General features: G+C 70.1%; 8 protein-coding genes and 3 pseudogenes. 6 read left to right on the top strand and 5 right to left on the bottom strand.

From position 1 onward, the window contains the following. Positions 1 to 66 precede the first annotated feature (66 nt). Positions 67 to 822, top strand: coding sequence for an SDR family oxidoreductase (locus AB0I28_RS35055; protein ID WP_357500141.1), 756 nt, complete (start codon positions 67 to 69; stop codon positions 820 to 822). A gap of 238 nt (positions 823 to 1,060) precedes the next feature. On the opposite strand, the gene AB0I28_RS35060 is transcribed toward AB0I28_RS35055, so the two are convergent. Continuing rightward, entirely contained in the window at positions 1,061 to 1,732 is a 672-nt protein-coding gene (locus AB0I28_RS35060; RefSeq protein ID WP_357500032.1) for a peptidoglycan recognition family protein, read from the bottom strand. Positions 1,733 to 1,794: 62 nt separating this feature from the next. Further along, positions 1,795 to 2,580: a lysozyme gene (locus AB0I28_RS35065; RefSeq protein ID WP_357500033.1), complete on the bottom strand. Its 786-nt coding sequence runs from the start codon at positions 2,578 to 2,580 to the stop codon at positions 1,795 to 1,797. A 404-nt stretch (positions 2,581 to 2,984) separates the two neighbouring features. Between AB0I28_RS35065 and AB0I28_RS35070 the strand changes: the two genes are divergently transcribed. After that, complete coding sequence (locus AB0I28_RS35070) at positions 2,985 to 3,287, top strand: thiamine-binding protein (protein ID WP_357500143.1); 303 nt, start codon at positions 2,985 to 2,987, stop codon at positions 3,285 to 3,287. A 186-nt stretch (positions 3,288 to 3,473) separates the two neighbouring features. Here AB0I28_RS35070 and AB0I28_RS35075 read toward each other — a convergent pair. Beyond that, positions 3,474 to 4,142, bottom strand: a pseudogene (locus tag AB0I28_RS35075) (non-canonical purine NTP pyrophosphatase); the annotation flags it as partial. On the opposite strand from AB0I28_RS35075, the gene valS reads away from it, so the two are divergent. From valS to AB0I28_RS35095, 4 genes and pseudogenes are all read left to right on the top strand, one after another. Next, positions 4,141 to 6,693 carry a valine--tRNA ligase gene (gene valS / locus AB0I28_RS35080; RefSeq protein WP_357500034.1) on the top strand — a complete coding sequence of 851 codons (2,553 nt, stop codon included), beginning with the start codon at positions 4,141 to 4,143 and terminating at the stop codon, positions 6,691 to 6,693. The pseudogene AB0I28_RS35075 and the gene valS overlap by 2 nt on opposite strands. 161 nt (positions 6,694 to 6,854) lie before the next feature. Then, complete coding sequence (locus tag AB0I28_RS35085; protein WP_357500035.1) at positions 6,855 to 7,034, top strand: hypothetical protein; 180 nt, start codon at positions 6,855 to 6,857, stop codon at positions 7,032 to 7,034. 105 nt (positions 7,035 to 7,139) lie between these two features. Then, positions 7,140 to 8,804 (top strand): BCCT family transporter, encoded by a 1,665-nt coding sequence (locus tag AB0I28_RS35090; protein ID WP_357500036.1) that lies wholly within the window; start codon positions 7,140 to 7,142, stop codon positions 8,802 to 8,804. 141 nt (positions 8,805 to 8,945) lie between these two features. Then, positions 8,946 to 10,412, top strand: a pseudogene (locus tag AB0I28_RS35095) (serine/threonine protein kinase); the annotation flags it as partial. A gap of 133 nt (positions 10,413 to 10,545) precedes the next feature. Here AB0I28_RS35095 and AB0I28_RS35100 read toward each other — a convergent pair. Beyond that, entirely contained in the window at positions 10,546 to 11,919 is a 1,374-nt protein-coding gene (locus AB0I28_RS35100) for a cytochrome P450 (RefSeq protein WP_357500037.1), read from the bottom strand. A 370-nt stretch (positions 11,920 to 12,289) separates the two neighbouring features. Beyond that, positions 12,290 to 16,102, bottom strand: a pseudogene (locus AB0I28_RS35105) (GH92 family glycosyl hydrolase); the annotation flags it as partial. Between the last annotated feature and the right edge of the window lie 12 nt (positions 16,103 to 16,114).

The raw sequence follows: 16,114 nt of genomic DNA on the forward strand, positions 1-16,114 counted from the left end.
CGAAACGATTCCATAACCCGTCGCGCGCAGGCTCGTGACCACCAGCGATGAGAGGACGTGGCGAAGATGGGTGCTTACGCGGGCAAGAAGGCCGTCGTGACCGGCGGGACGCACGGGATCGGGTTGGCGACGGTGAAGCGTTTGCTCGACGGCGGCGCCGAGGTGCTGCTCACCGGGCGAAACGAGGACAACGTGGCGGCGGCGCGGGCCGAGCTGGCGGGGCGGGCGGCGCACGTGCTGCGCTCGGACGCCGCCGACATGGCCGACATCGACGCGTTGGGCGCGGCGGTCGCCGAGCGGCTCGGCGCGGTGGACTTCGTGTTCGTCAACGTCGGATACGCCGAGATGCGGCCGCTGGCCGAGGTGACCGAGGAGGCCTACGACCGGATGTTCGCGATCAAGGCGAAGGGCGCCTTCTTCACGACGCGCCGGCTGCTGCCGATGGTGAACCGGGGCGGTTCGTTCGTGTTCACGACGGCCGTTCTCGACGGTTTCGGTTTCGCGGGGACGAGCGCGGCGACCGGGGCGGTGGCGGCCGTGCGCGGTTTCGCCTCGGCTTTCGCGGCGGAGTTCCTGCCCCTGGGGATCAGGGTGAACGTGCTGTCACCGGGGTTCACGCAGACGCCGACGATGGGGATTGTCTTTGGTTCCGAGGCCGAGCGGGAGGCGAACCAGAAGGCGGGCGAGGAGCTGACGCCGATGTCGCGGCACGCCGATCCGGAGGAGATGGCCGCGGCCGCGCTGTTCTTGGGCTTCGAGGCGACGTTCAGCACGGGGATCGTGCTGAACGCGCACGGCGGCTTGGCGACGGTGGCGGGGTAGGGGCGTGGCGGGGGCACGGCGGGGCGTGGCGGGGGCACGGCGGGGCGTGGCGGGGGCACGGCGGGGCGTGGCATTGCGGGCGCGGCGGGCGGCCCCGCTCCCGCAACCGCACACCCGCACGCACGCGCCCAACCCCACGGCCTCTCCCTCACCCGGCCATTCCCCACCCACGAAAAACGCCGGTGGGAGCCCCGCTCCCACCGGCGCATGCCGGGTCGTGCGCCGTACTACTTACCCCTCACCCCAACAAGCCCGCCACAGCGGCCCGCAGCTCGGGCAGCCGGTCCCACAGCCCTCCGGGACACAGCGTCGAGTTGAAGTCCTTGTGCCCGTGGATCTCCTCCGCCGGCACCCCGTACTGCCGGCAGATGAACGCGCAGAACTGGACGAGACTGTCCCACTGCGCGGCCGGAACCGGCGCACCCAGGTGGTAGGAGCCGTCGTTCTCGATGCCGATGGCCTGTGAGTTCTGGCCGACGCAGTGGGCGCCCTGGATCATCGTCGTGCCGCCGAGCAGCGCGTCGAGGCTCCCCCGGCGGCCCTCGGTGAGGAAACCGCCACGACTGTTGGTGAAGTGCTGACCGGAGTCGGACCAGCCGTTGTCGTCCATGTGCAGGTCCTGGATGTCGCGCGAGTTCTGGAACGCGTAGTCCAGGGAGTAGTCGGTCGTGTTGGGGAAGGCCGTGTGGTGCACGATGATCTTGTTCGGCCTGCTCTGCACGATGACCGGTGTGCCGTTGGGCGGGCGCGCTCCCCATTCGTCGCAGGAGTAGACGCGCGGCTGGTCGACGGCGGAGAATCCGTCACCGGCCGACGCCGTGGCCGCGACCAAGGGGATGGTGGCCGCGGCGGCGAGTCCGGTGACTCCGGTCAGGACGGTGCGGCGGGTGGCGCCGCTCTTGTCGTTCATGTGCCCTTCTCTCGTTGTAGGGAGGCGGGGCGGCTCGATGGCCGCCCCGCCGTTCGCCGGGATCAGGTGTTGTTGGCGAGGGCGAGCAGCCTGTCGCGGGAACCGTTGAAGATGTTGCGGTCCACGTTGCCGGGCACGCCCGACACCGAGCCGGTCGAGGTGTACTGCCAGATGGTGTAAACGGGCCATCCGGCGGGAATGGCGGGACTGCCGGTCGTGTAGTGCGCGACCCACAGGGGGTTGAGGGTGCCGCGACCGGTCCAGCTGCCGGTGCACTGGTTCCACCAGCTCGCGGCGGTGTAGATCACGACGTCGCGGCCGGTGCGCGACTTGTACGTGTTGGCGAAGTCGGCGATCCAGTTGCGCATCGCGGTCGTCGACAGCCCATAGCAGGTCGCGCCGTAGGGGTTCCACTCGATGTCGAGCGCGCCGGGGAGGGTCCGGTCGTCACGCGACCAGCCGCCGCCGTTGTTGACGAAGTAGTTCGCCTGCACGGCTCCACTGGAGACGTTGGGCCGCCCGAAGTGGTAGGCGCCCCGGATGACGCCCGCGTGGTAGGCGTTGGGGTAGTTGCTGTTGAAGTTGGGGTCCTTGTAGGTGGTCCCCTCGGTGGACTTGATGTAGGCGAACTCGATGCCGGCGTTGCGCACCGAGGTCCAGTTGATCGCGCCTTGCCAGTGAGAGACGTCGATGCCCTGGGGGTTGGCCGTCACCGTGGGCTCGGCTTGGGCGGCCGTGCCGGTGAGGCCGACGATGGAACCGACGGCCATCACGCCTGTCGCGACGAGTGCCAGGAACCGTTGCGTCAGGCGGGCCGACCCCGGCCGCCGTAATGCCTTCTTGGTCATGGGATTCGTGCTCCTCGCTCGGTGGTTCGGTGCCGCTGCGCCGGCACCGGCCCGCCCGGGGGCGAGCGGGCCCACCTGCACTATGGCAGGAAACTACGAATCAGGGAAGGCCGGTAAAACTTCTCGCCAGTCCATTATGGACGTTTTAGGCAGGGGCCATCGCGACCCCTCGGGATTGCCTTCCGCGACTGGTTTCGCGAGCCTCGGGCGCCGGATGCCGAGGCGGATCGGCGGGTTCGCGACGGACGGATCGGCGGGGGGCGATTCGGGGCCGTTGCGTGGCTTCGTCCGATCATGCCAAGCGCGCGCAACCCGCTTGGTACGCGTACGTCTTTCGCGTTCGACCCACACGTGCGGCCGCCACCGATACGCTGAAGCGATCTTCTTTCGAGAAAGGATCAGCCGTGTCCGCACTCGTCGCGTTCAGCGTGACCCCCCTCGGCGTCGGTGAACACGTCGGCAGGCTTGTGGCCGACGCGGTGAAGGTGGTGCGCGACTCGGGCCTGCCCAACCGCACCGACGCGATGTTCACGGTCGTGGAGGGCGGCAGCCTCGCCGAGGTCATGGTCGTCGTCACGCAGGCGATCCAGGTCGTCGCCGAACAGGCGCCCCGCGTCAGCACGGTCATCAAGATCGACTACCACCCCGGGCGCGAGGACGGCATCACCAACAAGGTCGAGTCGGTCGAGCGCCACCTGGAGGGCTGACCGACCGGGACGCCGGCCCAGGACACGCCCTAAGGCGTGTCCTGGTGGTCTTGTGGGTGCGAGGCGAGTCCGCCGCAGCCCCGCAGTGATCACCCGGACACGCCCTAAGCCGGGCTCGGCCAGCCAGCGGCCGAGGGAGGCGAACACCGACTCCTTCCGCCAGTCGGCGAGCAGGCGGTCGCGGGTCTCGGCGTCGAGCGCCGCCAGCGTCGTGCGCTGTCCGTCGGGAATGAACACCCGCCACAGCTGCGCCCACACCCCCACTCCGTCGGCCCCGATGGGCACGGTCGCGACGGTTCCGGGACGGCCGGTGCCGTTGAAGCTGCGTGTCGAGCCGTCGGCCCCGATGTAGACCAGCACCGACTCGAAGCGCGCGGTGCGCGTCCGGGTGAGGTCGGCGAGGGCCACGACGCCACGGGCACCGGTCGCGGCCAGCAACGGACGCACGAGCGGGCCTGGATATTCGAGTTCGTCGATAGTGAAGCCGGAGTCCTCGACGATGACCGGGCTGCCGAGCACCCGGTGCGCCTGCCGCGCCTTGTGCGCGGCCACGTCGCCTACGCGGGTGGACTGGATCTCCTCAAGGTCGAGGTTCACCGCCGTGACCTCGATGCCGAGCGCGCACAGGTGCTCGCGCGCCGCGGCGAGCTTCGCCGCGTTCGCGGTCACGAAGGACACGTTGTGCACTGTCATGTCAGGCGCCCCCAAAGCCTCCGGCGCCGCGCCGCCGTCGCGCGGGTGCCGGTACTCGGCAGAGTAGCCAGTGACGATCTTCCCGGGGCGCAGCCCGGCGCTGGCGTGTCGCCCCATATGGGCGTGCGTGCGCCTGAGGGCCGTGGGTACTCTGCCAGCCATGACGAACTCCCAGAATCCCCGTGTGCCGGAGAAACCGACCCTCGACGGGTTGGAGGCCGCGTGGGTACAGGTATGGGAGGAGAAGGGGACCTACCGCTTCGACCGTTCGAAGTCGCGCGAGGAGATCTTCTCCATCGACACTCCCCCGCCGACGGTCTCGGGGTCCCTGCACATCGGCCACGCCTTCTCGTACACGCACACCGACGCCATCGCGCGCTTCCAGCGGATGCGCGGCAAAGAGATCTTCTACCCGATGGGCTGGGACGACAACGGCCTGCCGACCGAGCGCCGGGTGCAGAACTACTTCGGCGTGCGCTGCGACCCCTCGCTGCCCTACGACGCCGACTTCGCGCCGCCGGAGAAACCGAGCCGCCAGCAGCTGCCGATCTCGCGGAGGAACTTCATCGAGCTGTGCGAGCGGCTCACGGTCGAAGACGAGCGGGCCTTCGAGGAGCTGTGGCGCCACTTGGGGCTGAGCGTGGACTGGTCGATGACCTACGCCACGATCGACGACGCCTCGCGCTCGGCCGCGCAGCGCGCGTTCCTGCGCAACCTCGCGCGCGGCGAGGCCTACCTCGCCGAGGCGCCGACCCTGTGGGACGTCACCTTCCGCACGGCGGTGGCACAGGCCGAGCTGGAGGACCGCGAGCGGCCCGGCGCCTACCACCACCTCACCTTCCACGCCCAGGACGGCGCGACGGTCGAGATCGCCACGACCCGCCCGGAGCTGCTCCCGGCGTGCGTGGCGCTGGTCGCGCATCCCGAGGACGAGCGCTACCAGGCCATGTTCGGCTCGACGGTGCGCACGCCGGTCTTCAACGTAGACGTGCCCGTGGTCGCCCACCGCCTCGCCGACCCCGAGAAGGGCACCGGCATCGCGATGGTCTGCACCTTCGGCGACACCACCGACGTCGTGTGGTGGCGCGAGCTAGACCTGGAGACGCGCTCGGTGCTCGGCTTCGACGGCCGGATCATCGCCGACCCGCCGCGCGGTCTGACCGACGAGGCGGGGCTGGCGGCCTACGCCGAACTGGCCGGCAAGACCGTCCACAGCGCCAAGGCGCTGGTCGTCGAGCAGCTGCGCGCCTCGGGCGACCTGATCGGCGAGCCGCGCTCGATCTCGCACCCGGTGAAGTTCTACGAGAAGGGCGACAAGCCGCTAGAGATCGTCACGACCCGCCAGTGGTACATCCGCAACGGCGGCCGCGACGACGCCCTGCGCGAGCGCCTGCTCGAACGCGGCCGGGAGCTCGACTGGCACCCGGGTTACATGCGCCACCGCTACGAGTCGTGGGTCGGCGGACTGGCCGGCGACTGGCTCATCTCCCGGCAGCGCTTCTTCGGCGTGCCGATCCCGGTCTGGTACCGCCTCGACGAGGCCGGCGACCCGCTCTACGACAGCCCGATCGTGCCCGACGAGGCGACGCTGCCGGTCGACCCGAGCGCCGACGTGCCGCCCGGTTTCGAGGCCGCCCAGCGCGACGTGCCGGGTGGCTTCACCGGCGACCCGGATGTGATGGACACCTGGGCGACCTCCTCGCTGACCCCGCAGATCGCCGGCGGCTGGGAGCGCGACGAGGACCTGTTCGGGCGGGTCTTCCCGATGGACCTGCGACCGCAGGCGCACGAGATCATCCGGACCTGGCTGTTCTCCACGGTGGTCCGCTCGCACCAGGAGTTCGGCGTGCTGCCGTGGCGGCACGTGGCGATCTCGGGCTGGATCGTCGACCCGGACCGCAAGAAGATGTCGAAGTCGGTCGGCAACGTGGTCACCCCGATGGACCTGCTGGAGAAGTACTCCAGCGACGCCGTGCGCTATTGGGCGGCCTCGGGCCGTCCGGGCACCGACACCGCCTTCGACGAGGGCCAGATGAAGGTCGGACGCCGCCTTGCGGTGAAGCTGCTCAACGCCAGCCGCTTCGTGCTCGGCATCGGTGCGACGGCCGGGCACCTCGACCGGCTCGACGCGATCACCGAGCCGCTCGACCGGGCGCTGGTCGCGCGGCTGGCGTCCACGGTGGACGCCTGCACGGAGGCCTTCGAAGCCTTCGACTACGCCAAGGCCCTCGACGCCGCCGAGGAGTTCTTCTGGCTCTTCTGCGACGACTACGTCGAGCTCGTCAAGACCCGCGCCTACGGCGAGGTCGGGGACGCTGCCGCCGAGTCGGCACGGGCGACACTGGCCGTGGCCTTGTCGACGGTGCAGCGGCTCTTCGCGCCGATCCTGCCCTTCGTGACCGAGGAGACCTGGTCGTGGTGGCAGGAGGGCTCGGTGCACCGCAGCGCCTGGCCCGCGCAGCTCATGGTCACCGACGCCGACCCCGCCCTGCTGGACACCGCCGTCGCGCTCATCGGGGCGGTGCGCAAGGCCAAGTCCGAGCAGAAGCTGTCGATGCGCGCCGAGGTCGCCTCCATGCGGGTGACGGCCGACCCCGCGACGGTCGAACGCGCCCGCGCGGTGCTCGGCGACGTCCGCAACGCCGGCAACGTCGGTGAGGCCGGCCTCGACGCCGCCGAAGGCGCCGAACTGGATGTGAAGGTCTCGGTCTGACCTTTCGCCGACCAGGCGGCCCCGGCACACCTGTGCCGGGGCCGTTTCGCCCGGCGACATCGATCTTGAGTAATTATCCTGACACTCTTCGTATGCGGTCCGGTGTACCTGTCCCCTCTAGCCTGGGTCCTCAACACCCCTCCACCGCCCTGGAGATGATGATGAAGTCCTTCAACAAGACCGCCGACCGCTTGCTCACCCGACTCGTCCCGCCGGCCGAGGCGCAGGCCGCTCCCTGCGAGCGCGAACGCTACCGCTGCGACGGCGGCAGCTACTACCGCTGCTGGTACGACTACTGCCAGGGCTTCTACCTGAGCTGCGTTCGCGTCGGTTACTGCTAGACCGGCACCCCGGCACGACGGCCCCGGCACCACGCCGGGGTCGTTTCACGTTCCCGTCCGGCGTGCCGCCGGTGGATCGGGCACCACTCGCCCCATAGTGACGAAATGCCGGAAACATCCGTTGAGGATTCGCCGCCCCCGCCACCCGCGGAGAAGTCGCTGCCGGTCGACAAGACGGTCTTCGGCCTGGGTGCGGCGCTGGTGCTGGCCGTGCTGGCCTGGGGCGCCCTCGGCGGGGACTCGATGAGCTCGGTCGCCGACGTCGGCCTCGCCTGGGTCCTGCACAACTTCGGCTGGCTGTTCGTGGTCGCCGCCGACGTCTTCCTCGTGCTGGCCGTGGTCATCGCCGCCAGTCGCTTCGGCCCCATCCGGCTGGGCGCCGACGACGAGGAGCCGGAGTTCACCACGCTGGCGTGGGTGGCGATGATGTTCAGCGCGGGAATGGGCATCGGCCTGATGTTCTACGGCGTCGCCGAGCCGCTGACCCACTTCGCCGCCCCTCCCCCGGGAACGGGCATCGCCCCGCTCGGCGACGACGCGGCCCGCACCTCCATGGAGTACACCTTCTTCCACTGGCTGCTGCATCCGTGGGCGATCTACGCGGTGGCCGGTCTGGCGCTGGCCTACGCGACCTTCCGCAAGCGGCGCGGCAACCGGCTGTCGGCGGCCTTCGTCCCGCTGCTCGGCGAGCGCCGGGCCAACGGCGGGCCCGGGCGGGCGATCGACCTGCTGGCGATCTTCGCGACGGTCTTCGGCTCGGCGACGAGCCTCGGGCTCGGCGCGCTGCAGATCGCCGCGGGGCTGAAGATCGTGAGCGGGGTCCCCGACAGCCGGGCCCTCGAACTGATCATCATCGGCGCGCTCACGGCGGCGTTCGTGGTCTCGGCGTTCTCCGGGGTGCACCGGGGTGTGAAGTGGCTGAGCACGGCGAACCTGATCCTGGCGGCGGCGCTGATGGTCTTCATCTTCGTGCTCGGGCCGACGGTGTACATCCTCGACGTGCTGCCGGCCAGCGTCGGCGGCTATCTCAACGACCTGCTGCCGATGGCGACGCGGACGGGCGCTTTCTCCGACGCCGACTGGCTGGGCACGTGGACGATCTTCTACTGGGCTTGGTGGCTGTCGTGGGCGCCGTTCGTGGGGACCTTCATCGCGCGGATCTCGCGCGGGCGGACCGTGCGGCAGTTCATCGTCGGGGTTCTGCTGGTGCCCAGCGGAGCCAGCGCGGTGTGGTTCTCGGTGCTGGGCGGGGCGGCGATCCGGACGCAGGCGACCGGGCGCGCCGACTTGGTCGCGGAGCTGGCCGGTGGCGAGGAGGAGGCGCTGTTCGGGCTACTGGAGTCGATGCCGCTGTACACGGTGACCTCGGTGGTGTGCGTGATCCTGGTGGCGCTGTACTTCGTGACCGGCGCCGACTCGGCCTCGCTCGTGCTCGGTTCGCTGTCGAGCCGGGGCTCGCTGCTGCCCAGGAAGTGGCTGGTGGTGACGTGGGGTGTGCTCATCGGGGCGGTCGCGGGCGTACTCCTGGTCGCCGGTGGCCTTGAGGCCCTTCAGCAGGCCACCATCCTGGTTGCCCTGCCGTTCGTGCTGGTCATGCTCGCGCTGTGCTGGTCGCTGCTGAAGGAGCTGCGCGAGGATCCGGGAGCGGGGCAGGTCCCCAAGCACGCACTGCGAGGGCTGCGCGCCGCGGTGCGCACGGCGGTCGGGGAGGCCCTCGACGCCGAGCCGGGGCGGCGCCGCATCCGCTGGCGCACCGGTCCCCCGTCCTGACCCGGCGTCCCGCTTCCACGGCGGTACAACCAATCCCCACGCTTGGCGGCCTTTTGCCATAATGGCTCCGGCCGCCGCCGCGGCGAACGAATCTCGGTGATCTCTGGGGAGGACTCCGCCGTGCCCGTCGGGGATCTGATCGTGGACAGGTACCGCCTCGACGAACGCATCGCGGCCGGGGGCATGGGAGAGGTCTGGCGCGGCACCGATCTGCGCCTGAAGCGTCCGGTCGCGGTCAAGATGCTCCACCCGGGCCTGTCCGACAACGAGGAGTTCCGGGCGCGCTTCGTCTCCGAGGCGACCCTCGTGGCGGCGCTGAACACCCGAAGCGTCGCCGCGATCTACGACTACGGCGAGGAGGAGACCGCCGACGGGACCAGGGCATACCTGATCATGGAGCTGGTCACCGGGAACTCGCTGGCGGACGTTCTGCGCGACGAGGGTCCGCTCTCCGTCGCCGAGACCACGCGCGTGGTCGTCGCCGCCGCCGAAGGACTGCACGCGGCCCACACCGCCGGGATCGTCCACCGCGACGTCAAGCCCGCCAACATCCTCATCACGTCCCGCGGGGTCGTGAAGATCATCGACTTCGGCATCGCCCGCAACAGCGCCGACACCGGCCTCACCGACACCGGCATGGTGATCGGCACCGTGGCCTACTCGGCCCCCGAGCACCTCACCGACGGCGATCCGGTACCGGCCAACGACATCTACTCGCTGGGCATCGTCGCCTACGAGTGCCTGACCGGTGCCCCGCCGTTCGTCTCGGCGACCTCCGCGTCCATCATGTACCGCCAGCTCTCCGAAGAGCCCGTGCCGCTGCCCGACGAGGTGCCCAAAGCACTGTCGGCGGCGATCATGAAGGCACTACGGAAGGACCCGGCGCAGCGGTGGGCGACCGTACGGGAGTTCGGGCTGGCGTGCCTGGCGACGTCCGAGACCGACGTGTCGACGGCGTTCGCGGAACCGGTCGCCGAGGTCCCCGACGCCGATGCCGAGGAGCCGGATGCCGAGGAACCCGAGGCAAACGGCATCTCCGAGGAGCCCGAGGCGCCGTCGCCGCCGCCCGAACCCGAAGACCCCGCGCCTGAGAAGGGCCGCCGCAGACGGCTTCTCGTGATGCCCTGCGTGATCGTCGCCCTCCTGCTCACCGGGCTCATCGCCTGGCAGCCGTGGCTGGGCCGGGGACCACACGGCGGCGGCGACGCCAGCGGCGGACAACTACCCGCACCCTCGGGCCCGTCCAGCGGAACCGACCAGCAGTCGACCGACCCCCAGGCCGACCCCTCGAAGAGCACCGGGAAGACACCCGACGAAAAGGACCCCACCAAGCAGCCCAGTCCCACCAGTGGGGATGACGGCAACGGGGAGGGGGACGGAGACGGGGACAATGGAGGCGAAGACCCTCCTGACGGTGAGGACCCGCCCGGCGATGGCAAGACCGCCGAAGTTCCCGACCTGACGGGGATCCCGGTTGATCAAGCGGCCGAGCGACTGCGCCAAGCCGGCTTCGACAACTCCAAGGCCGCAAAGAAATACCACGGGGAGGGAACCCCCTGTGTAGTCGCCGACCAGTTTCCGGATCCAGGTGGGACGTTCGACCGCATCACCATCGTCACCTACTACTACTTCTTCGAGTCCCTGCCCGCATGCGAAGGTGTGGCCGGCAACTACGCCCGCGCGCCCGGTCATGTCGAGAGCGGTCCGGTGAGCCCCTCCGCGGCCCACCGGACACCACGGATCAGCGGCTGCGCACCACGGCCTTGGCGTCGTCGGGCCGCAGAGTCGCCGACGGGATCGGCCGCACCGGCTTCTTCGCGGTCGGCTCGACCAGCCACCGCCGCATCCACACCGCCAGCGTCAAGGTGACCTCCAGTTCGGCGAAGGCCTCGCCGATGCACTTGCGGCGCCCGGCGCCGAAGGGCAGCCACGAGTGCCGAGGGATCGACTTGGCGCGCTCGGGCAGCCAGCGGTCGGGGTCGAAGCGCTCCGGGTCGGTGTAAACGGCGGGGTTGCGATGGATCGCCCACGGCGAGAACACCAGCTCGGAACCTGCGGGCAGCCGGTAGGTCGTGCCGTCCGGCCCGTCGACGTCGACGTCGGTGACGACCTTTCGCGTCACCAGCCACGGCGGCGTGTACTTGCGCAGCACCTCCTTGACCACGCGATGGGTCAGTTCGAGGCGCCCGACGGTCGCCAGGTCGGCCGGTCCCTCGCCGAAGGCCGCGTCGGCCTCGGCGCGGACGCGCGCGGCGAGCTCCGGATCGTCGCCGAGGACCCGCAGCGCGAAGGCGAGCGTGTTGGACGTCGTGTCGGTCGCGGCCACGAAGAGGGTGACCACCTCGTCGCTGACCTGCGCGGCCGACAAGCGCTCGCCGGTCTCGGGGTTGCTCGCCGTGAGCAGGCCGGTGACCAGGTCGGACTGCGGGGTCTCGTCGTCGGCGAGGAGCTTCTCGTGGTGGGCGACCAGTTCGGCGAGGGTCTCGCGGATATAGCGGACCGAGGAGACGAAGTGCCGGTTGCCGGGCAGGTGGTCGCCCGCCCAGCGGGGCAGCATGGCGCGCGGGTTGATTCCGTCGAGGAAACGCGGGAAGTGCTTCTCGACGTCGGTGGCGACGCGGTCGGCGAGGTCGGACATGGACAGGCAGCGGGCGGCGACGGCGAGGGCGTTCTTGCGCCCCTCGGACTGCATGTCGAGGACCTGGCCGTCGTGCCACTCGGCGGCGCGGCGGTCGGATTCCTCGGCCATGACGGCGACGTAGGAGTTGAGCTTGTCGCGGTGGAAGGAGGGGTTGACGATGGGGCGGTTGCGGCGGTGGGTCTGGTTGTCGGTGGTGAGCAGTCCGTCGCCCATGAGGGGCTTGAGCTTCTCGAACTGCGAACCGCGGACGATGGCCTCGCCGTGCTTGACCAGGATCTGGTAGACGAGTTCCGGATCGTTGGCCACGTAGAGGATCCGGCCGCCCAGCCGGTAGCGGACGAGCGGTCCGGCGTCGCGGAGGGCGGCGAAGGTTTCGAGGGGCCGGGCGCGCAGAAGGTTGCCCAGCCGGGCCAGGTTCCTCGGGCTCAGGCCCTTGGCGGGCGCTGTCACTGTGCTCGGTCGGGCAGTGTTCATGGGCGCTCCACGGTGGAGGAAGTCTGGGTCCCGGGAGCCTAGTCACCGGGCGAAACCGGCTCTGTCCGATCAGTGACATCCATTGTAGACGGACGAACGCGCTGGTCAGGGGGTCGTGATCGGGCTTAGTTCAAATACCGGCGAAACCCTGTGAAGTCAGGCCGTAACCGTTTCCAGTGGGCACCCGCGCCAGGCGTGGAAACGTGATCAAAGCGGGCGCGCGGCGGTCACGCGGCGCCCGGCGGGCAATGCGCGCGAGCCGAAACAGAGCCGAAAATCTCCGCCCAGCCTCCCCCGAACGCTTAACGCGGCCGGCCGGGACGGCCCTCGCGGACCGTCCCGGCTCCCCGGCTCAGCCTCCCGGCTCGGCCAGGAACTCCACTTCCGACAGCGAGGTCGTCGCCTCACCGCTGTTGGCGCTCACCACGATCCGGTAGTAGCGGTATCTCCCCGGATCCTCGACGGCGAAGGCCCGCGTCTGGTGGCGCCAGGCGAAGACCTCGTCGGTGCGGCGGTCCACCTCGGTCCACTTGCGGCCGTCCTCGGAGGCCAGCACCGTCCACGAGGACGGGTCGCCGGGCCCGGCGCCGGAGGTCAGGGTGTACATCCCGGCCTTCTCCCGTTCGCCGAGCTCGCAGTCGACGGTCATGGCCACGCCGTCGACGGTCACCTCGGTGCCCGAGTCGTCGTCGAACAGCTCCGGCGTCGGGCTCTGCGCGCCGCCGGTGACGTCGCGCAGCGGTGCCGGCACCTCGCCGTCCTTCGTGATCGACGGCGGTGCCGCGTCACGGGCCGTTCCCCATCGCGACGGCGCCGGGCCCATCTCGAAGTCGAGACGCGCGCCGGACGACAGCAGGTCGTGCGGGAGGTAGGTCTTGTCCCAGCGCTTCCCGTCGACGCGCAACCCCTGGACGTAGACGTTGCGGGCGCTGTTCTTCGGCGCGTTGACCACCAGGTCGCGGCCGTTCTCCAGGTGCACCGTGGCCTTGGTGAACATCGGCGAGCCGACCGCGTAGTTGTCCGAGCCCATCTGGAGCGGGTAGAAGCCCAGCGCGGAGAACAGCCACCACGCCGACATCTCGCCGTTGTCCTCGTCGCCGGGGTAGCCCTGCCCGATCTCGCCGCCGAGGTACAGCCGCGACGTGGCCTCGCGCACGAGCGCCTGCGTCTTCCACGGCTGCCGCGCGAAGTCGTACATGTAGGCGATGTGGTGGGCGGGCTGGTTGCTGTGCCCGTACATGCCCATTCGCACGTCGCGCGCCTCGACCATCTCGTGGATGATCCCGCCGTAGGAGCCGGCGTTGGCCGGGTCGGCGGTCTCCGGCGTGGCGAAGAACTCGTCGAGCTTCGACGCCAGCGCGTCGGTGCCTCCGTAGAGGTTGGCCAGCCCGCGCCCGTCCTGCGGAACGGTGAAGGCCATGTTCCACGCGTTGGTCTCGGTGTAGTCGTGGCCCCATTCGGCCGGGTCGAAGGACTCCGCGGGAACCCGCCACTCGCCGTCGGCGTCGCGGCCCTGGAAGAAGTCGATCGAGGGATCGAACATGTTGACGTAGTTCTGTGCCCGGTTGATGAAGTAACGATGGTTGGTCCGGTACTCCTCGGCCCGGGGGCCGTCCGGGTCGGCCTCGTAGAGGGCCTTCGACATGTTGGCGATGCCGTAATCGTTGAGGTAGCCCTCCAGCGCCCACGACATGCCCTCGCCGGTGTCGGTCGAGGTGTAGCCGAGGAAGATCGAGGTGTCCAGGCCCTTGCGACCGACCCCGGCGCTCGGCGGCGCGACGGTGGCGTTCTTCACCGCCGCGTCATAGGCCGCCTCGACGTCGAAATCGGTGACGCCCTTGAGGTAGGAGTCGGCGAAGGCCACGTCGGAGCTGGTACCGGTCATCAGGTTGGCGTAGCCCGGCGAGGACCAGCGCGAGATCCAGCCGCCGTCCTTGTACTGCTGCACGAAGCCGTCGATCATCTCGGCGGTCTTGCCCGGGGTGAGCAGGGTGTAGGCCGGCCAGGTCGTGCGGTAGGTGTCCCAGAAGCCGTTGTTGACGTACATCGAGCCGTCGACGACCGTCGCGCCCGTGTGCGTCGGTGTGTCCGGCCCCGCCTTCGGTGAGAAGGGACTGGCGTAGCGGATCGCCGGCAGCTCGGGCGTCCCGGTGTTCTCGTGGCCGACGTTGGGGTAGAGGAACAGCCGGTAGAGGTTGGAGTAGAGCGTGGTGAGCTGGTCGGGCGTGGCACCCTCGACCTCGATGATGCCGAGCCGGGCGTTCCACGCGGCCTGCGCGGCGTCCCGGACGGCGTCGAAGGACAGCTGCCCGAGCTCCATGCGCAGGTTCGCCTTCGCCTGGTCGAGGCCGATCAGCGAGGTCGCCAGCCGCATGGTCACGGTCCGCTCGGCGCCGGCGTCGAAGCGCAGGTAGCCGGTGACGTCGGGACGGCCACTGCCGGGCAGCGCGCCGCCCTCGGTGACGGTCCGGTCGAACTCGGCGTACACGAACATGCGGGTGGCGCCCGTGGACAGGCCGCTGCGCACGTCGGAGAAGCCGGACAGGGTCCCCGACGCGGTATCGAGGGTCAGGCCGCCGTTGTTGTTGACGTTGTCGAAGATCAGCGAGGCGTCGTCGCCGGGGAAGGTGAAGCGGAACAGCGCCGAGTGGTCGGCGGGCGCGATCTCGGCGCGCAGTCCGTTGTCGAAGCCCACACCGTAGTAGTGCGCCTGCGCCACCTCGTTCTCGTGCCCGAAAGGCAGCGCCCGCGCCGTCCGCGAGGGATCCGGCACGCCCGGAGCGGTCGAGGGCATCACCTGGAAGGTCTGCCGGTCGCCCATCCAGGGACTCGGTTCGTGGCTGACCGACAGCGCCTGGAGCGTCGGGCGGTTGTCGGCGTTGTTGGCCCGGTGGTACTCGTACAGCCAGCTCGTCGAACCGGCGTTGGTCAGCGGTGTGTAGAAGTTGAAACCGTGCGGGACGGCCGTCGCGGGGAAGTTGTTGCCGCGCGAGAAGCTGCCCGAGGACTGGGTTCCGCGCGTGGTCAGGACGTAGTCGCTGGGCAGCGCGCGGGTGTCCGCGGGAGGCGCGCCGACGATCGAGATGTCGTCGACGAAGTTGCGAAACGAGGTGGGCGGACCCTCGGGATTGTCGTAGGCGACCAGAATCCGGGTGATCCGCCGCCCGGCGGCCACCTCGCCGATCCGCGCCGACTTGTGGTTCCACTGCCCCGTGTAGAGCGTCTTCGACCGGCCTTGCGAGCGCGGGTCGAGGCGCACACCGTGCTGGTCGAGCGCGCCGAGACGCGAGAGGTACGTGCCGTCGTCGAAGGCGAGGTCCACCGCCGCGTAGGTGCCGGGATCGCGCAGGTCGCCGGGCGTGTGGCCGACGAACATCAGATAGGACAGCTCGGTCTGCGGGGTGACGGCGATGTCGACGTCGAGGATCCGGTTGTAGGAGTACGCACGGCCCTCGGCGAGGTGCCGGCCGGAGAACTGGAGCGAGCGCAGGCCGGTGTACCCGACGCGTCCCTTCGCCGTCGGGGAGGACGGCGGGCCGGAGGTCGCGAAGCTCCTCATGTCGGTGGGCGGCGGGGGCGTGGTGTCGCCGTCGGACAGCTGGATCTCGGCGAGCTGGAGGATGTCGGCCCCGGCGTTGCCGGTGACGTCGAGGCGGTAGTGGGCGTAGGCGGTGGTGTTGCCGAAACGAAACTCCCTCGTCTCGAAGCGCTCGCCGAAGACCTCGCCGGCGCGGTGGTCGAGGTCGGTCCAGGTCACGCCGTCGAGCGAGCCCTGGAGGGTCCAGTCGGCCGGGTCGCGCTCGGCGGCGTCGTTGGCCGAGGTGAGGGCGTAGTGGACGACCGCGACGGGTTCGGCAAGGGTGAACGCGGCCCAGCCGGTGGGTTCGAACACCAGCCACTTCGAGGAGGCGTCGCCGTCGGCGAGGTTCTCCTTGATCTCGTCGGGTCCGTTCTCGCCGCTGGCGGCCACCGCGACCACGGAGTCCATGACGTTGCCGGGGATCCCGGTGCGGGTGGTGCCGTCGACTCCGTCGGTGAGCCGGTCACCGGAGGGTGTGGTCTCGACCGTGTCGGTCCAGTCGGGCGCGGGCTGGCCGTCCTCGAAGGAGGTGGCGAAGTCCGTCGGGCCGGCGGGTGCGGCGGTGGCTTCGGTGGGAATGATCGTGCTCGCAATCAGGGTCATACAGGTGGCGCT

The organism is Phytomonospora sp. NPDC050363, from assembly GCF_040655735.1.
Taxonomy (GTDB): Bacteria; Actinomycetota; Actinomycetes; order Mycobacteriales; family Micromonosporaceae; genus Phytomonospora.

Excerpts from the sequence above, each read along its gene's own strand:
- AB0I28_RS35055 (WP_357500141.1), top strand. The coding sequence starts at position 67 with ATGGGTGCTTACGCGGGCAAGAAGGCCGTCGTGACCGGCGGGACGCAC.
- AB0I28_RS35060 (WP_357500032.1), bottom strand. The coding sequence starts at position 1,732 with ATGAACGACAAGAGCGGCGCCACCCGCCGCACCGTCCTGACCGGAGTC.
- AB0I28_RS35065 (WP_357500033.1), bottom strand. The coding sequence starts at position 2,580 with ATGACCAAGAAGGCATTACGGCGGCCGGGGTCGGCCCGCCTGACGCAA.
- valS (WP_357500034.1), top strand. The coding sequence starts at position 4,141 with ATGACGAACTCCCAGAATCCCCGTGTGCCGGAGAAACCGACCCTCGAC.
- AB0I28_RS35085 (WP_357500035.1), top strand. The coding sequence starts at position 6,855 with ATGAAGTCCTTCAACAAGACCGCCGACCGCTTGCTCACCCGACTCGTC.
- AB0I28_RS35090 (WP_357500036.1), top strand. The coding sequence starts at position 7,140 with ATGCCGGAAACATCCGTTGAGGATTCGCCGCCCCCGCCACCCGCGGAG.
- AB0I28_RS35100 (WP_357500037.1), bottom strand. The coding sequence starts at position 11,919 with ATGAACACTGCCCGACCGAGCACAGTGACAGCGCCCGCCAAGGGCCTG.